This is a genomic window from Qipengyuania vesicularis (assembly GCF_019711415.1).
GTDB lineage: Bacteria > Pseudomonadota > Alphaproteobacteria > Sphingomonadales > Sphingomonadaceae > Qipengyuania > Qipengyuania vesicularis.
The window spans coordinates 80,995-97,126 of sequence record NZ_JAIGNJ010000002.1 but is presented as its reverse complement, the minus strand read 5'-3'; the positions used below and the strand labels follow the sequence as shown (position 1 = coordinate 97,126).

The window sequence follows — 16,132 nt, the reverse complement described above, 5'->3', positions numbered from 1 at the left end:
GCCGCTACCTCCAGCTCTCGAGCCAGGTCCAGGTGCGGAAGCTGTCGGGGCCCGCGAGTGGTTCAGCGGCAAGCACTTCGTAAAAGAAGGCGAAGAACAGCGTGCTTGCGACCAGTGCCGCGCTGGCAGTCTTTCGCCAGCCTGCTCGGCGCAAGTCGCCGAGAGCCAGCGCCAGGGCAACGAGCAGGACGGTGCTGGGCAGGAAATAGTGGTAGTAGAACTGGACCGGCTTGGCAGCGAAGATCCAGAAGCCGAGGCTGACTGCGTAAAGTAGTGCGACGGCCCCGTACATTGGCTTGCGCGCGGCAATGCCTTGCCACGCACACCACAAGAGAGCCGGGAGGCCGAGGAGCATGGTCAGCGGATTGCCGATCAGGATCACGCCGCGCTGGGCACCGTCCACGGTCTCGTAGAGGTACCAGATGGCGCGCCAATTGATGACCCAGTCGGGCCAGTTCGACTGGTAGGGATGGGGCTTCAGGACCTGTGTTTGCAGGTCAAGCATCTCCCGGTGGTGGGCGATGAGACCTTCGGAGATCGCGTTTTCGGCGAAGAAATGCCCCGGCAGGAATGTCGCCGCATATACCGCGAGCGGCAGCAAGCCGAGCCAGACGAATGCTTCGACCAGGGTCATGCCCGGGACCGGCATGCCGCGGCGGCTCAGGAGGAGACGGCGACGGCCTGCCAACAGGCGCAAGACGAGGAATCCGACGCCGGGCAGGGCAGCGATGACCAGCGCGTTCCACTTGGCCCCCATGGCAAGGCCGAGAGCAATGCCGGCAAGCGCCAGTCGCCAGCGTCCCGTCTCCGGCTCGCGCATGGCGGCGGCGCATTGCCAGAATGCGACCGCAAGCCCGCCGACCATGAAGATATCGAGCATAGCGATGCGCGAGTGGACGAAGAGGTGGAATCCCGTTGCCACCAGCACGCCGGCGGCAAGCGTCGTGAAACGGTCGAGCGTGCCGAACCAGATGGCACGCATCACGGCGAAGAGGGCCAGCGCGCCAGCAAGCGACGGGAATATGCGCCATCCCCACGAATTGTCACCGAACAGCGCGATACCCAGCGCGATCATCTCCTTGCCGAAGAGCGGGTGTTCGCGATTGGTGAAAGCGCCGAGGTCGAGCAGCTCGCGCGCAGCGGGGAGGTAGTGGACCTCGTCGAAATAGGGCTCGCTCGGGATGGCGAGGTTCCACGCGAGCAGCGCCCAGAACGCAATCGCCAGCGCGGCGCACCAGCGGATCGGGTCAATCGGTTGCTCGGGCGCGCGGCTCATCGCCGTGCGGCTTAGGAAAGGCCTGCGCGCCCGGCAAGCGGGTTCAGGCGGTTTTCGCGCGCTTTTCGAGCCAGAACAGGCGCGCGACCATGGCGAGTAAGCCGATGCTGGCGGTGGCTGCGACAAACAGCAGCCACGGGATGATGGCCATGTTCTGCGCCCTCGCGCGCGGCACGATGAAGAAGGCAGCTATCCCGACCGCGAACAGCAGGTCCCACCAGACCTGCACGCCCCACAGATTGCTTGTGTGATTGACCCAGACCGGCATCACGCCTTCACGGGCGATAGTAACCGCGGAATAGCCGGCGAACAGGCCGCACAAGGCCGCCGCCAGTCCGGCACTGCCGATGGCCTCGCGGGTAGAAGCGATATGGATGAGAGCGATCGCTGCCGCGATGAGGCCACCGGCTGCGAGGAATTCGAATGGGGTCATGGCAATTTCCCGAGTCGTTTGTAGCGAGTGCTACACTTGTAGCCGTGTGTAGCACTCGCTACAAGCCCGGCATGGCGAAACCGAGAATGAGCCCCGAGACCCTCCTGCCTCCGATGGCGGCTCATGTGTTGGAACATGGCATATCCGGGGTCAGCCTGCGCCCTTTGGCGAAGGCGGCCGGCACGAGCGACCGCATGCTGATCTATCATTTCGGAAACCGGCAGGGCGCGATCGACGCACTGCTCGAATACCTCGCAAAGCTGTACGAAACGGGATTGGACAGCTCGCTGCCAGAGCAACGCGCGAAAAACCGCCGCGAAACCGTGCGGCAAATCCTGGACGTGACCTCTACTCCGCAACTGCAGCCCTTCATGCGCCTGTGGTGGGAGGTGGTCGCCGCATCCGCCACGGGCAATGAAACCTTCCGCAGAAGCGCTGCGGCTATCATGGGCACTCTGCTCGACTGGCTCGAGGCGCATATGCCCGAAGATGATCCGGACCCACGCGGCGGAGCGAGGCTGCTGCTGACCCTCATAGAAGGCTCGCAACTGCTCGATGCAGTCGGGCGGGCGGATATTGCCGAAGCTGGGCTTGCCGCCCTCGAAGGGTGACCTGCTTGCCGCGGGCTATCCGCGTGCTATCGCTTGCGCCATGAAGAAGACTACCGGCACCGATCGTTCGATCACCCGCAACTGGCGCCCGGCGACGCAGGCCGTGCGTGGCGGTACCTGGCGCAGCGAGCATGGCGAGACCAGCGAGGCGCTATTCCTCACCTCGGGCTATACATACGACGATGCGCAGACGGTTGCCGACCGTTTCGCGGGCGAGGCCGAGGGCATGACCTATTCGCGTCTGCAAAACCCGACCGTCGCCATGCTGGAAGAACGGATCGCTCTGATGGAAGGGGCAGAAGCCTGTCGCGCGCAGGCGAGCGGGATGGCGGCCATGACGACCGCGCTGCTGTGCCAGCTCTCGGCCGGCGATCACGCGGTCGGCGCGCGCGCCGCCTTCGGGTCCTGTCGCTGGCTGCTCGACAATCTGCTGCCTCGCTTCGGCATCGACACGACCGTGGTCGACAGCGCCGACAACGACGCTTGGGAAGCGGCAATCCGGCCCAACACCAAGGTGTTCTTCTTCGAGACGCCCGCGAACCCGACGCTCGACGTGGTCGACCTCGCGCATGTCTGCGGGCTCGCCAAATCGCGCGGCATCACCACCGTGGTCGATAATGCTTTCGCCACCAGCGCGCTGCAGCGGCCGATGGATTTCGGCGCGGACGTGGTGGCCTATTCGGCGACCAAGCTTATGGACGGGCAGGGCAGGGTGCTGGCTGGGGCAGTCTGCGGTTCGCAGGAATGGATCGACGAGGTGCTGCTACCCTTCCAGCGCAACACGGGCCCCAACATCGCCCCCTTCAATGCCTGGGTGGTCCTGAAGGGCCTTGAGACGCTGAGCCTGCGCGCGCACAAGCAGAGCGAGAATGCGGTCGAGCTTGGCAGTTTCATCGGAAGCCGCGTACCCCGAATGCTGCACCCCGGCCTCGCCAGCCACCCGCGCCATGCGCTCGCGCTCGAGCAGATGAGCGCCACCGGTCCGATCTTCGCCTTCGACGTCGAGAGCAGGGAGCGTGCCTTTGCCATTCTCGATGCGCTTCAGCTGATCGATATCTCGAACAATATCGGCGATGCGCGCAGCCTGATGTGCCATCCCGCCAGCACGACACATGCCTCGATGAGCGAGGAGGCACGTACAGAAATGGGCGTGACCGAAGGCCTGTTGCGGATCAATGTCGGGCTCGAGGACGTCGAGGATCTGAAAGAAGACCTTGACCGTGCGCTGAAAGCTGGCGCGCTATGACCAAGACCGTCGAATACATTCTCGATCTGGGCGCACCTAACGGTTACCTAGCATGGTATCCACTCAAGGAGGTCGTCGCGCGGACCGGGGCGAAGCTGGTGGTGACGCCGGTCTTTCTCGGCGGCATGCACAAGATCACGGGCAATTCCCCGCCGATGATGCGCGATGCGAATGTCCTCGGAAAAGTGCCTTACGCTGCGCTGGAGTTCCGGCGTTTCCTCGACCGGCATGGGATGGACAAGTTCCGCATGCATCCGGACCTTCCCTTCAACACGATCATGTTGCAACGCGTGCTGGTCGCGGCAGACGACGAGGCGCAGCGCCAGGCGCTGGTCGACGCATTGCAGCCTGCCGTATGGGAGCAGAATATCGATTGCAGCGATGTCGAGGCAGTAGGCAGGGTGCTATCCGATGCGGGATTCGACGCAAGATCCCTGCTCGAGCGGACCCAGGACGCCTCGGTGAAGCAGAAACTTGCCGACAATACAACTTACGCGGTGGAACGCGGTGCCTTCGGCATTCCGACCTTCTTCGTCGGCGATGAAATGTGGTTCGGCAAAGAGCGCCTGGAACAGCTCGAAAGCTATCTAACGGGCGGAAAGCCTTAGAGTTTGTGTCGTCCTGTCTTTAAAGAACGATGACGGCGAGCACGACCTGGGCGGCAAGCATCAGCTCGATGCGTCCTTCCCCGTCAGTGTCGCGGACCAGCCGCCTGATGAAAGCGAAAACCATTTCGCGTCCCCTTCCTGAATGCAGAATTGCACTCGGTGCTTAGTAATTCTTATCAGGATGGGGTTAATTGAAGCTAAAGCACGATTCGAAGCTGCCGATCCTGCGGGAAAGATGCCTCGAGAGCGCTGCCTCGGCTGGCAGAGCGAGCAAGGCTGGGAGGCATTTGCGCACTAATCGCAGAGTAAAAGTTCTGTGAATCACTCATAATCGCTGCAAGTGTTATTGCGTGATCATTCCTCGCTGGTAACTTGTCCCTCAATTTCGGGGGTTGCCATGCGTTTTCTGTTTTCGATCTTGCTTGCGAGCAGCATCCTGCTCGCGCCGCTTTCTGCTCAGGAGGTCGAACTGGCCCCTGCCAGCGCGCCGTCGGACATCCCGATCGAAGCGTTCACGGGCCATGCGCTTTTCCAGTCGGCCAAGCTGTCCGAAACTGGGAACCGTTTTGCTTTCATTCTTACAAGAGAGAAGAAGCTCTATCTCTCCGTTTACGATTCCGACACGCGCAAGGAAGTGATCACGGTCGATGTCGGCACGAAGGAAGGCTTCAATTGGTTCAGCTGGGCGGGTGACGACAGGGTCCTGATTTCCCATTCGCGCGGCGGATACTCCATGTTCGGCATCAGGCTGAGCGAACTCCTGCTTCTCGACATTCCCAAGAAGCAAGTCGGTTATCTCGGTTTCGACAAGCAGGGCTTCGAGGGTGACGATGTCCTCTACACCGATCCGGCCGGTCGCTATATAATCCTGTCCATCAGCGAGACTGCCCTGAAGCGGCCGCAAGTCTGGCGCTTTCCACTCGACGGCAGCGGTGAAGCGGGTGCAGTGCTTGTCCAGAAGCGCAACAACCAGGTCGACGAATGGTTCGCCGACGACACCGGCGTGGTCCGGCTGGGCATGAGCGTCAGCCAGCGCGGAGCGATCAAGATATTCTACCGCTCCGGACCGGACGAAGAGTTCGAGCGAGTCACCAAGGTCAAACCCAAGGACGACGATAAGCTCGATGCGTGGGATGTCATGGGAATCTATGCCGGGAGCGATATCGGCTATGCCATGGTCGAAGGCGAAGATGGCAGGATCATCCTGCGGGAGATCGACTACTCGACCGGCGAACTGGGGAAAGTTGTCTACGCCAACCCGAGCTGGAGCCTGACACGGGCCTATTTTCAGCGATCCAAAGGGCCGATCGGTGTAGGCTTCAGTGACGACAAGCCACGGACCGTGTGGCTGGATCCTGTAATGGGGCAATATCAGGCGGCACTCGAAGCGGCACTGCCCGGCAGTGAGGTCACGATACTCAGCCAAGCCAAGATGGACCGGATGCTCGTTCTTCAGGGTGGCGATGCCGATCCCGGCGCGCTCTACATCTTTACCCCGGGAGAGAAGAGGCTCGACCTGTTCGCGAACTTGCGACCTGACGTCGATTTTCGCCTCCTCTCACGAACGAGTGCACATGACGTCGTGGCGCGCGATGGTACAAAACTTCGCGCTTTCCTCACTCTGCCGAAGGATCGTGAGCCGAAGAATCTTCCGCTAATTATCATGCCTCACGGGGGGCCTTACGGCGTGCGGGACACAATGGTCTACGATGACTGGACGCAATTGCTCGCCAGTCGCGGCTACGCGGTGCTACGCCCGAACTTTCGCGGATCGGGGGGCTATGGCGACGCTTTCGAACGCCTCGGCGATGGCCAGATCGGACGAGGAATGCAGGATGACCTCGACGATGCGATGCAATGGGCTGTCGACAACGGATACGCAGATCAAGGCCGTGTATGTCTGATCGGCGCAAGCTATGGCGGCTACGCGGCCCTTTGGGGAGCCATTCGCAACCCCGAACGCTATCGTTGCGCAGCAAGTTTTGCCGGCGTGACCGATTGGGAAGACATGCTGAAGTACGATCGCGACTATCTTGGTCGCGGCAGGGAGAGTGGTAAGTGGTTCCGCCGGACCTGGGTGCCTCGCATCACGGGTGACGACGGCTTCGATTTGGCAACGATCTCGATCGTAGACAACATCTCCCGCCTGCAAAGGCCTGTCCTCCTCGCCCACGGCAAATCGGACAAGCGTGTTCCCTTCGATCAGTTCGAGGATCTGAGAGATGCGGCCAAGGAGCGTTCCATCGCTCTGGAACTGCTTGAACTGGACGACGATCACCACCTCAGCAATCGAGAGGAAGAAACGCGGTTCTTGGAGACGCTGATCGCCTTTCTGCAAAGGCATAATCCGCCCGGTCAACCGGCTGACACTCCGGATCAAAACTAGGGAAGAAACCAAGCTGGGTACTTGTCCCCCGCGTCAGTCCGACTACCTTGCAAGTGTGATCAAGGAACTCTTCCAGCATAGCGCCATGACAGATGGCATTACCGTGCGCGTCGCGGTGAACTTCCTGCCCGAGCAGTCGCAGCCCGAGGCGGAAAAGTGGTTCTGGGTCTATCATATCCGCATCGAGAATGCCTCGCACGAGAAGGTGCAGCTGATGACGCGGCACTGGCGGATCACCGATGGCATGGGAATGGTCGCACATGTCGATGGCGACGGGGTCGTGGGTGAACAGCCTGTACTGGCACCCGGGGAAAGCCACGATTACGTTTCAGGCTGCCCGCTCGACACACCGCATGGTTCGATGGAAGGCTTCTATACATTCCACCGCGAAGACGGCTCTCCCTTCGAGGTCCGCATTCCGTTCTTCCCGCTTGCGGCGCCTGCCACGGCGGATTGAGCATTCAGTCGTCGGGATCGTCCAAGGGATTTTCTTCGGAGCCATACTCGCCGATCTTGATCTTCGGCGTACGATCCAGCCATTCGGCAAGCACGTCCAGGTCTTTGGTGAGCGGCCAGGTGGCTAGCGCCGCTCGGCTTTCGTCGAGATAGAGCACCAGCGACTTCTTCTTCAGCCTCAGCCTGCTGTTGCCGAGGGCTTTGCGCGAGCCTGCACCGAGCCGCCGGGCCAGGCGGAAGCCGAGGCCCCAGGTCAGGCCTTCGCGCAAATCGTCGTCATCGGCGAGTTCGCGCAGCTTGGCGGGCACTTCGGTGCGCCCGAGGCTGCCGAACAGGGCAGCGCAGATCATCGCGCGGTCCCGCGCGCTGCAATCGATCCAGCGCTTGTCCAGCGCCCATTCCGTCGCGTGGTTTGCGCGCAGGTTCGGTTCGACACGCTGGAGCGCTGCGGCCAGCTGTGCAGCCGCAAGGCGCAGGCGCTCGTTGCGCTTGCCGGTGCCATTGGCAAGATCGACCGTCCAGCCCGCCACGCGCGTGGCGTCGACCACCGGCGCGTCACGCGGCTCGGCAAAGGCGTGTACGCCCGACAGCAACGGATCGAGGCCGCGTTGCAGGTCGGTCAGGCGCGAATAGAGCAGGCCCTCGCGAATGCCCCAGCTCGAGAAGACGAGGTGGTCGGGCTGGAGGCCGTCGAGCAACGGCAACAACATCGCAGCGGCGTCGGGCAGATAGCCTGCTCGCATGGCGCTGATACCCGAAATCTTGACGAGATCGTCCGGCTTTGCCTCCACTAATGTGCGGGCATGTTCGCGTGCCTGCTCGACCGACAGGGTGAAGCCGTGCGGGTCGGTTAGCGGGTAGTCCGCTTCGACCATCGCGTAATGTGCCAGTGCGCGCCAGGTACCGCCGATCATGTAGAGCGGGCCGGTATGCGATTGCAGCCAGCCGACGCCGGACAAAGCCTCGCGCACCGTATCGCCAAGGTCGCGTTCGGCTGCGCGGAATGCCGGCAGACGGAGGGTGCCGAAGGGCAGACTCACGGCATCGCGGCAATCGCCGCCGCCGATCGAGACGAGTTCTAGGCTACCCCCGCCGAGGTCAGCCACAACGCCCTCCGCGCCGGGGAAAGCCCCAATCGCACCGTAGGCGGAATTGCAGGCCTCCTCTTCGCCCGAAAGAAGGCGCGGTTCGAGCCCGAGGTCGGCCACAGCGGCAAGGAACTCGGCGCCGTTCTCGGCATCGCGTGCAGCGGCCGTCGCGACCGTTTGCACATCGTCTATCCCGCGATCGGTGACGAGCAATTGATATCGGGCCAGAGCAGCGAGGGCCTCGTTGGAAGCCTCTTCAGGAATGCGTCCAGTCTCGGACAGGTCACGACCTAGGCGCGCTGCGACTTTCTCGTTCCATACGGTTTCCGGTGCGCGGCCGGTGCCTTCATAGATGACAAGGCGGACTGTGTTCGAACCGATATCGATGACCGCGCGGGGCGGATGCATGAGGCGGCGCTGCCATTGGGGGCTGCGCGTCTTGGACCGCCTCACGCCCTGCTCCCGGGGAGGGTAAGATGCGGCACGTCATGCGCCTCGAGCGCCGATCCGCGCCCGGAGAGCGAGGGGTTCGACATGAAATATTCGTGGCAATTGAAGCCGCCATCCCCCTTGCGCATGCGCCGGTACTGCCCATCCGGATCGAGCCGCCAGCTCTGCTCGGTATCGAGGATATTGGCGAGCATGACCTGCTTCAGCAGCTGGTCGTGAACGGTCTTGTTGGTCACTGGCACCATCACTTCCACACGCCGGTCGAGATTGCGGCTCATCGCATCCGCACTTGTGAGGAAGACCTTGGCCTGGCGGCTGGGCAATTCCTTGCCATTGGCGAATGCCCACATTCGCGCGTGTTCGAGGAACCGACCGATGATCGACTTCACGCTGATGTTTTCCGACAGACCGGGGATGCCTGCGCGCAGAGAGCAGATGCCGCGGACGACCATGCGGACTTCAACGCCCGCCTGGCTGGCTTCGTAGAGCTTGTCGATCATCGCCTGGTTTGTGATCGCGTTGAGCTTTACCCAGATGCCGGAGGGCTTGCCCTTCTTGGCATTCGCGATTTCGCCATCGATCAACTCGTACAGTGATTGGCGCATGCCGATTGGCGAAATGGACAGCAATTCAAGGTCGTCGGGCTCGATATAGCCGGTGATGAAATTGAACATCTTCGCCGCGTCGCGGCCGAGGGCCTGGTCGGCGGTGAAGTAGCTGAGGTCGGTGTAGATCTTGGCGTTGACCGGGTGGTAATTGCCGGTCCCGAAGTGGCAATAAGTGCGGAAACCCTCTTCTTCGCGCCGGACCACCAGGCTGACCTTCGCGTGCGTCTTCCATTCGGTGAAACCGTAGATGACCTGCACGCCGGCGCGTTCGAGTTCGTTCGCCCAGCGGATATTGCGTTCCTCGTCGAAGCGCGCCTTCAGTTCGACTACCGCCGTGACGGCCTTACCGTTCTGCGCAGCTTCGACCAGCGCAGCGATGACGGGCGACTGGTCGCCCGCGCGGTAAAGCGTCTGCTTGATCGAGACGACATTTGGATCGATCGCTGCCTGATGAAGGAAGTCGACCACCACCTCGAAGCTCTCGTAAGGGTGATGGATCACCATGTCCTTCTCGCGGATCGCGGTGAAGACATCGCCGTCATGTGCCAGCACGCGCTCGGGATAACGAGGCGAGAAGGGCGGGAATTTCAGGTCGGGACGCGGTTCGTTGCAGATCGCGTCAAGGTCGGCGAGACCGAGCATTCCGCCGGTCTTCACGATCATCGCCGCATCGACATCGAACTGTTCGCGCAGCAGTGCCTCGGCAGCAGCGTCGCATTCATCGTCTAGTTCGAGCAGGACTGCACGGCCGCGGCGACGGCGTTGGATTGCGGTGCGGAAATAGCGCACCAAGTCTTCGGCCTCGTCCTCCACTTCGATGTCGCTGTCGCGCAGGACGCGGAAGATCCCGTCGCCGAGGATCTTGAAGCCGGGGAACATCTGGCTGGCAAAGCGCGTGACCAGCTGTTCGATTGCGACATAGATCGCCTTTTCCCCCGGAACGCGAACGAAACGTGGAACGCCGCTGGGGATGAGGACCATCTCTACAAGTTCACCCTTGCGCTTGCCCCGCTTGAGGCGGAACAGTACGCCCATCCCGCCACTCGCGACGAAGGGGAAGGGGTGCGAAGGGTCGATCGCCTGCGGGGTGATCAGCGGGAGGATATCGGTTTCGAAATAGCTTTCGAGCCAGTTCTGCTCGGGCTCGGGCAATTCCTCGACCAGCGCGAGCAAGATCTCCTCGTCTGCGAGCAGGCCGCGCAGGATTTCGAGGCTGTCCTGCTGGCGGTCCTCCAGTTCGAGGACCTGTTCGCGGATTGCATCGAGCTGCTGACGAGGCGAGCGCCCATCGATACCTGTCGTCTCGATCCCGCGCTGCAGCTGGCCTTCGAGGCCTGCGATGCGAACGGTGGTGAACTCGTCCAAATTGCTGCCTGAAATCGACAGGAAGCGGAGGCGTTCGAGCAAGGGATAATCGGTGTTCTCGCTTTCCGCGAGCACGCGACGATTGAAGCTGAGCCAACTCAGTTCGCGATTGACGTAGCGATCTTCCGGTGCCTCTGGCGCGGCCGGAGCGGCCGCATCGAGCGGATCCCGGTCGGCATCCTCGATACCGGGGGCTGGGGCATCGCCAAGCGTCAAGAGCTCTCCCTTCGGTTCAACTGCAAGTAGAGGTAGGGCGCAGGACCGCCCTTGGAAAGGCTTTCCCTGTGCTGCAGCTATATTACATTTTTGCGTATCGCGCGGCGAGTTCCTCCCAGAGCGCGGGGCTGGATGCTCCGAGCAATCCTTTCCGCTCCCATTCATCGACGCGGTAGGGCGACCCATCGGGTCGCGCGACCTTGCCGCCGGCCTCCTCCAGCCACAGCGCGCCGGCGGCATGGTCCCAGGCAAGCGTGCGCTCGAAGATCGAAACGTCGTTCTCGCCGAGGCCAAGGCGTGGATATTGCTCCGCCGCGCAGAACGGAATGTCGACCAGCTCGTAATTGGGAGAGATGTGGCGGCGTGTTGCCTGCCGCCGTTCCTCCTCCATGAAGATCAGCGAGATCGCGGCGACCGGGGGCGACTTGCCTGTGGCGCGCGAAGTCACCTTCTCGCCATCGACATAGGCTCCTGCGCCCTTGTGCGCAGCGCAGAACCGCCGTGTGAGGCAATCATAAAGCCAACCCGACTGTGCTTCCCCGCCATCCGCTCGCGCGATGATGATGCCGAAAGGAGGCTTGCCGTGTGCGAAATTGCGCGTCCCATCCACCGGGTCGACGATCCAGCAGGGTGCGTCGAGCCGGTCGAGGATTGACGGATCGGCATGCGCCGCTTCCTCGCCGACGAAGCCGAGGCTGTCATCCAGTTGCGACAGTCCTTCGCGAAGCAAGGCTTCGGACTCCTTGTCGGCGATGGTGACCGGGTCGTTCCCGCCTTTGTCTTCGACCTCGCCATCGGCAAGATTCCGATAGCGCGGGAGTATGGCCTGCTCGGTAACGCGCTGCATCAGCGCACGGATTTCGGCGTCGAGCGTGGTCAAGAGCGGTAGTCCGCGTTGATCGAGATATAGCCATGGGTGAGGTCGCAGGTCCAAACCGTCGCCCGCCCCTCCGCAATACCGAGATCGACATCGATGCGGATGTCCTGTCCTTGAAGGTGTTCCGCGACCGGAGCCTCGTCGTAGTCGGCGAGGGGTTGGCCGTCCTTCGCGGCCCAGGTCCCGCCAAAACCGATCGAGAGCTCGTCCCGGTCCGCCGGTTCGCCCGCTTTGCCGACTGCCATTACCACGCGTCCCCAATTGGCATCGCCGCCTGCAATGGCCGTCTTCACAAGGGGAGAATTGGCGATTGCGAGGCCAACCCGCCGGGCGCTTTCGTCGCTCTCGGCGCCGGTTACGGCAATTTCTATGAACTTCTGCGCGCCTTCTCCATCGCGCACGACAAGATGGGCAAGGTCGCGGCAGACCTGCAGCAATGCGGCGTAGAAGGCGTCGGCTCCCGGATCTTCCCACGAGGCCAGGGGCGGATTACCTGCCTTGCCCGTCGCGAAAGCCAGCACCGTGTCGCTGGTCGACGTGTCGCCGTCGACGGTGATGCAAGAGAAGGTCTCCGTGTTGGCCTTCGACAGCATCGCCTGGAGGAAGCCGGGCGCCACTGCGGCATCGGTGAAGATGTAGCCCAGCATCGTTGCCATGTCGGGTGCGATCATGCCGCTACCCTTGATGATCCCGGCAAGCTCGACCCGTGTCTCACCGAGCAATGCGGCGGCTTGAGCACCCTTGGTGAACGTGTCGGTTGTCCCGATCGCGTTGGCCGCTTCTTCCCATCCGCACGGCTCTGCCTGAAGCACGGCTGCCACGCCCGCGCGCGCCTTGTCCTTGGGCAGCGGCACGCCAATCACCCCGGTAGAGGACACGAAGACCTCGCTCGGTTCGCAAGTCAGGGCCTCGGCAACCTGGGCCATGATCTGCTCGACCGCTTCGCGGCCGCGAATGCCGGTGAAAGCGTTGGAATTGCCGGCGTTGACGATCAGCGCACGGGCTGCGCCCAGACGGGCCTGTTCGCGGCCCATCTCTACCTCGCTCGACGCGCAGGCGGACTTGGTGAAGACCCCGGCGACGCTCGTTCCGGCCGCAAGCTCGGCGAATGTAAGGTCGGCCCGTTCCCAGTTCTTGTAACCGGCGCGCGCAGTGCGCAGCGTGACACCTGCGATGGCGGGCAGGTCGGGAAAGGGGCGTGCCAGGGGCGAGCGTTCAAGGTCCATTCCCGCGCGCTAGACCGCACATCTCCGCGCCGCAAGCGCCTCGCGCGCGGGAAAAATGCGCCTTGCGCCTTTAAACGGTAAGGATTGTGCGCTATCTCGACGTCCGACCATGTTTCGCCAATTGCTCGCCCTTATTGCGCTCCTGACCGGCCTTGCGGCTCTCGGCGCGCCTGCGCAGGCAGTGGTCGGAACGGAATCGAGCGTCGGGGTGGAACAGTCCGCCAGCGGCGATATTGATCCCCGCGATGCGCAGTGCTCATGCGCGGAAAAACAGCGCAAGCAGAAGATGCGCGGCGAAAGGGTCACTCCCTGCAAGAAGCAGGAACCAGTTACCGTCTATATTCCCTCGGTGATGTTCGGCGCCGACCGCGCCTACGAATAACATTCGTCATTCGCCAGACCCCGCATGCCCGGCACAATGAATGTGCGCGGGCATTACCTACATAATTTCCCAGATACTCAAGGCATACGCCCACCATGTTCAAAGCAATCGGCAAGGCCCTTTTCGGCTCGTCAAACGAACGTTACGTAAATTCCGTCCGCAAGGTCGTCGACCAGATCAACGCCCTCGAACCGCAGATCCAGGAACTGACGGACGAGGAACTGCGCGCGCAGACCGACAAGTTCCGCCAGCAGCTGGCCGACGGCAAGACACTCGACGATATCCTCCCAGAAGCTTTCGCTACCGTACGTGAAGCCTCGGTGCGCGTATTCGGCATGCGACATTTCGACGTGCAGATGATCGGCGGCATCGTGCTCCACCGCGGCGAGATTGCCGAGATGCGCACGGGTGAGGGCAAGACGCTGATGGCGACGCTCGCGACCTATCTCAACGCCATCGAAGGCAAGGGCGTGCACGTCGTCACCGTGAACGACTATCTCGCCACGCGCGATGCCGAGTGGATGGGCCAGCTCTACAGCTTCCTCGGCCTGACCATCGGTGTGGTTGTGCCGAACATGGGCGAATTCCAGAAGCGCGATGCCTATGGCGCCGACATCACTTACGGCACCAATAACGAATTCGGCTTCGATTACCTGCGCGACAATATGAAGCACGATCGCGGCCAGATGGTGCAGCGCCCCTTCAACTTCGCCATTGTCGACGAGGTCGACTCGATTCTGATCGATGAGGCCCGTACTCCGCTGATCATCTCCGGCCCGACCGAGGACAAGTCCGACCTTTATGTCACGGTCGACGAGATCGTGAAGAAGATTGAACCCGAGTGGTACGATGCCGACGAGAAAACCAAGAACATCACCTGGACCGAGGAAGGCACCGACGCGATCGAGGAGATGCTGAAGGAGGCCGGTCTCCTCGAAACCGACAACCTCTACGATGTCGAGAACACGCAGGTGGTCCACCACCTCGACCAGGCGCTCAAGGCGAACATCATGTTCAAGCGCGACACCGACTACATCGTGAAGTTCGAAAAGAAGATGCAGCCGACGGGCGAGATGGCCGAAGTCGGCAAGGTCGTCATCATCGACGAGTTTACGGGCCGCATGATGGACGGTCGCCGCTGGTCGAATGGCCTTCACCAGGCAGTCGAAGCTAAGGAAGGCGTACAAATCGAGCCGGAGAACCAGACGCTCGCCTCGATTACGTTCCAGAACTATTTCCGCATGTATCCAAAGCTGTCCGGCATGACCGGTACTGCTGCAACCGAAGCGGCTGAATTCTGGGACATCTACAAGATGAATGTGGTCGAGATCCCGACCAATGTCCCCATCCAGCGCATCGATGAGGAAGACGAGTTCTACAAGAACACGGCCGACAAGTTTAAAGCCATCGCCAAGGCGATCAAGGAGAAGCACGAAATCGGCCAGCCGGTGCTTGTCGGCACCGTATCGATCGAGAAATCGGAACTGCTCTCCAGCTTCCTCGACAAGGAAGGCGTGAAGCACGAAATCCTCAATGCGCGTCAGCACGAGCGGGAAGCACACATCGTCGCCCAGGCGGGCCGCATCGGGGCGGTCACCATTGCCACCAACATGGCGGGTCGTGGGACCGATATCCAGCTGGGCGGCAACGTCGACTTCCGGATCGAAGACGAGCTTTCCGAGCTCGCCGAGGACGATCCCAAGCGCCAGCTCGAAATCGATCGGATCAAGGCCGAAGTTGCAGCCGAACGCGAGAAGGTAAGAGAAGCGGGCGGCCTCTTCGTCCTTGCGACCGAACGCCATGAGAGCCGCCGTATCGACAACCAGCTGCGCGGTCGTTCGGGCCGCCAGGGCGACCCGGGTCTTTCGCGCTTCTATCTCTGCCTTGAAGACGACCTCCTGCGCATCTTCGGGCCGGACACGCTGTTCGCCCGCATGATGAACTCGAACCTCGAGGACGGCGAGGCGATCGGATCGAAGTGGCTGTCGAAGGCCATCGAGACTGCGCAGAAGAAGGTCGAGGCGCGCAATTACGAAATCCGCAAGCAGGTCGTCCAGTACGACGACGTCATGAACGACCAGCGCAAGGTCATTTACGAACAGCGCGCCGAAATCATGGACAGCGATGCGGTGGACGATGTCGTGATCGACATGCGTCACGACGCGATCAATGCCATGGTTGGCGAACATTGCCCGCCGGGCTCCTATCCCGAACAATGGGATATCGCTGGGCTCAAGACCAAGGTCGACGAAGTCTTCGGCCTGTCCTTCCCGATGGAGGAGTGGCTCGAGGAAGAAGCGATCGAGCCCGAACTCATCGAAGAGCGCATCCGCGAGGAAGCCGATCGACGGATGGAAGAGAAGATCGCCAAGGTCGATCGTGACTGGTGGCGCGGCGCCGAGAAGAGCTTGCTCCTCCAGGAGCTCGATCACCAGTGGAAGGAGCACCTCGCCACGCTCGATGCGCTGCGGCAGGTGGTGGGGCTGCGCGCCCATGCGCAGAAGCAGCCGCTCAACGAGTACAAGCAGGAAGCCTTCGCCCTGTTCCAAAGCATGCTCGACAAGCTGCGCGAGAATGTGACGTCCAAGCTGCTGCTGGCCCAGCCCGCAGAGCCCGCACCGCTTCCGCCGGTGAACCTGCCGGATCTGCCCGACTTCCTGACCGGGCATATCGACCCGCTCACAGGGATGGACAATTCGAACGACGGTGACGGTTCCGAAGGTCGTGCCGCCCTCTTCGGCGCTCTTGCCGGTAGCCCGCGTGCCGCCGTCGGTCCCGGGGGCTCGGTCACGGACAACCCTTATGCCGGCATGAACATCAGCCGCAACGAACCCTGCCCCTGCGGCTCCGGCAACAAATACAAGCACTGCCACGGCGCAATCGGCGCCAGGGCCTGATCGGGTA

The 16,132-nt window shown here is 62.1% G+C and carries 13 protein-coding genes; 7 read left to right on the top strand and 6 right to left on the bottom strand.

What is annotated here, in order from left to right:
- Positions 1 to 4: 4 nt before the first annotated feature.
- Positions 5 to 1,276, bottom strand: a complete 1,272-nt coding sequence (locus K3146_RS06035; RefSeq protein ID WP_221545385.1) for a phospholipid carrier-dependent glycosyltransferase — start codon at positions 1,274 to 1,276, stop codon at positions 5 to 7.
- Between the two features lie 43 nt (positions 1,277 to 1,319).
- The gene (locus tag K3146_RS06030) at positions 1,320 to 1,709 is read right to left on the bottom strand and encodes a hypothetical protein (protein WP_221545383.1); all 390 of its coding nucleotides are present in this window, start codon (positions 1,707 to 1,709) and stop codon (positions 1,320 to 1,322) included.
- 86 nt (positions 1,710 to 1,795) lie between these two features.
- Between K3146_RS06030 and K3146_RS06025 the strand changes: the two genes are divergently transcribed.
- The 5 genes from K3146_RS06025 to apaG all read left to right on the top strand — a co-directional run bounded on the left by K3146_RS06025 (position 1,796) and on the right by apaG (position 7,017).
- Positions 1,796 to 2,320, top strand: coding sequence for a TetR/AcrR family transcriptional regulator (locus K3146_RS06025; RefSeq protein WP_221545381.1), 525 nt, complete (start codon positions 1,796 to 1,798; stop codon positions 2,318 to 2,320).
- Positions 2,321 to 2,360: 40 nt separating this feature from the next.
- Positions 2,361 to 3,566 carry a trans-sulfuration enzyme family protein gene (locus K3146_RS06020; RefSeq protein WP_221545380.1) on the top strand — a complete coding sequence of 402 codons (1,206 nt, stop codon included), beginning with the start codon at positions 2,361 to 2,363 and terminating at the stop codon, positions 3,564 to 3,566.
- Entirely contained in the window at positions 3,563 to 4,174 is a 612-nt protein-coding gene (locus K3146_RS06015) for a 2-hydroxychromene-2-carboxylate isomerase (RefSeq protein ID WP_221545378.1), read from the top strand. Before K3146_RS06020 ends, K3146_RS06015 begins: the two co-directional genes overlap by 4 nt.
- 397 nt (positions 4,175 to 4,571) lie before the next feature.
- Positions 4,572 to 6,560, top strand: coding sequence for an alpha/beta hydrolase family protein (locus K3146_RS06010; RefSeq protein ID WP_221545377.1), 1,989 nt, complete (start codon positions 4,572 to 4,574; stop codon positions 6,558 to 6,560).
- Positions 6,561 to 6,618: 58 nt separating this feature from the next.
- On the top strand, positions 6,619 to 7,017 hold the full coding sequence (gene apaG, locus K3146_RS06005) for a Co2+/Mg2+ efflux protein ApaG (protein ID WP_221545887.1): 399 nt from the start codon (positions 6,619 to 6,621) through the stop codon (positions 7,015 to 7,017).
- Positions 7,018 to 7,021: 4 nt separating this feature from the next.
- Here the strand turns inward: apaG and K3146_RS06000 are convergent, their stop codons facing one another.
- The 4 genes from K3146_RS06000 to argJ all read right to left on the bottom strand — a co-directional run bounded on the left by K3146_RS06000 (position 7,022) and on the right by argJ (position 12,846).
- Positions 7,022 to 8,557, bottom strand: coding sequence for a Ppx/GppA phosphatase family protein (locus K3146_RS06000; RefSeq protein ID WP_345723855.1), 1,536 nt, complete (start codon positions 8,555 to 8,557; stop codon positions 7,022 to 7,024).
- Positions 8,554 to 10,743: an RNA degradosome polyphosphate kinase gene (locus K3146_RS05995; protein ID WP_221545375.1), complete on the bottom strand. Its 2,190-nt coding sequence runs from the start codon at positions 10,741 to 10,743 to the stop codon at positions 8,554 to 8,556. Before K3146_RS05995 ends, K3146_RS06000 begins: the two co-directional genes overlap by 4 nt.
- A gap of 82 nt (positions 10,744 to 10,825) precedes the next feature.
- A complete protein-coding gene (locus K3146_RS05990) occupies positions 10,826 to 11,590 on the bottom strand; it encodes an inositol monophosphatase family protein (RefSeq protein ID WP_221545885.1) in 765 nt (254 codons plus the stop codon).
- A gap of 29 nt (positions 11,591 to 11,619) precedes the next feature.
- Complete coding sequence (argJ, locus tag K3146_RS05985; RefSeq protein WP_221545373.1) at positions 11,620 to 12,846, bottom strand: bifunctional glutamate N-acetyltransferase/amino-acid acetyltransferase ArgJ; 1,227 nt, start codon at positions 12,844 to 12,846, stop codon at positions 11,620 to 11,622.
- A gap of 109 nt (positions 12,847 to 12,955) precedes the next feature.
- Here argJ and K3146_RS05980 point away from each other — a divergent pair, with 109 nt between their 5' ends.
- Together K3146_RS05980 and secA are read left to right on the top strand one after the other, a co-directional pair.
- Entirely contained in the window at positions 12,956 to 13,228 is a 273-nt protein-coding gene (locus tag K3146_RS05980) for a hypothetical protein (RefSeq protein ID WP_221545371.1), read from the top strand.
- A gap of 95 nt (positions 13,229 to 13,323) precedes the next feature.
- Positions 13,324 to 16,125 carry a preprotein translocase subunit SecA gene (gene secA, locus K3146_RS05975; RefSeq protein ID WP_221545370.1) on the top strand — a complete coding sequence of 934 codons (2,802 nt, stop codon included), beginning with the start codon at positions 13,324 to 13,326 and terminating at the stop codon, positions 16,123 to 16,125.
- Positions 16,126 to 16,132 lie beyond the last annotated feature (7 nt).

Coding starts and splice junctions, on each gene's coding strand:
- K3146_RS06035 (WP_221545385.1), bottom strand. CDS start 1,276: ATGAGCCGCGCGCCCGAGCAACCGATTGACCCGATCCGCTGGTGCGCC.
- K3146_RS06030 (WP_221545383.1), bottom strand. CDS start 1,709: ATGACCCCATTCGAATTCCTCGCAGCCGGTGGCCTCATCGCGGCAGCG.
- K3146_RS06025 (WP_221545381.1), top strand. CDS start 1,796: ATGAGCCCCGAGACCCTCCTGCCTCCGATGGCGGCTCATGTGTTGGAA.
- K3146_RS06020 (WP_221545380.1), top strand. CDS start 2,361: ATGAAGAAGACTACCGGCACCGATCGTTCGATCACCCGCAACTGGCGC.
- K3146_RS06015 (WP_221545378.1), top strand. CDS start 3,563: ATGACCAAGACCGTCGAATACATTCTCGATCTGGGCGCACCTAACGGT.
- K3146_RS06010 (WP_221545377.1), top strand. CDS start 4,572: ATGCGTTTTCTGTTTTCGATCTTGCTTGCGAGCAGCATCCTGCTCGCG.
- K3146_RS05990 (WP_221545885.1), bottom strand. CDS start 11,590: ATGCAGCGCGTTACCGAGCAGGCCATACTCCCGCGCTATCGGAATCTT.
- argJ (WP_221545373.1), bottom strand. CDS start 12,846: ATGGACCTTGAACGCTCGCCCCTGGCACGCCCCTTTCCCGACCTGCCC.
- K3146_RS05980 (WP_221545371.1), top strand. CDS start 12,956: ATGTTTCGCCAATTGCTCGCCCTTATTGCGCTCCTGACCGGCCTTGCG.
- secA (WP_221545370.1), top strand. CDS start 13,324: ATGTTCAAAGCAATCGGCAAGGCCCTTTTCGGCTCGTCAAACGAACGT.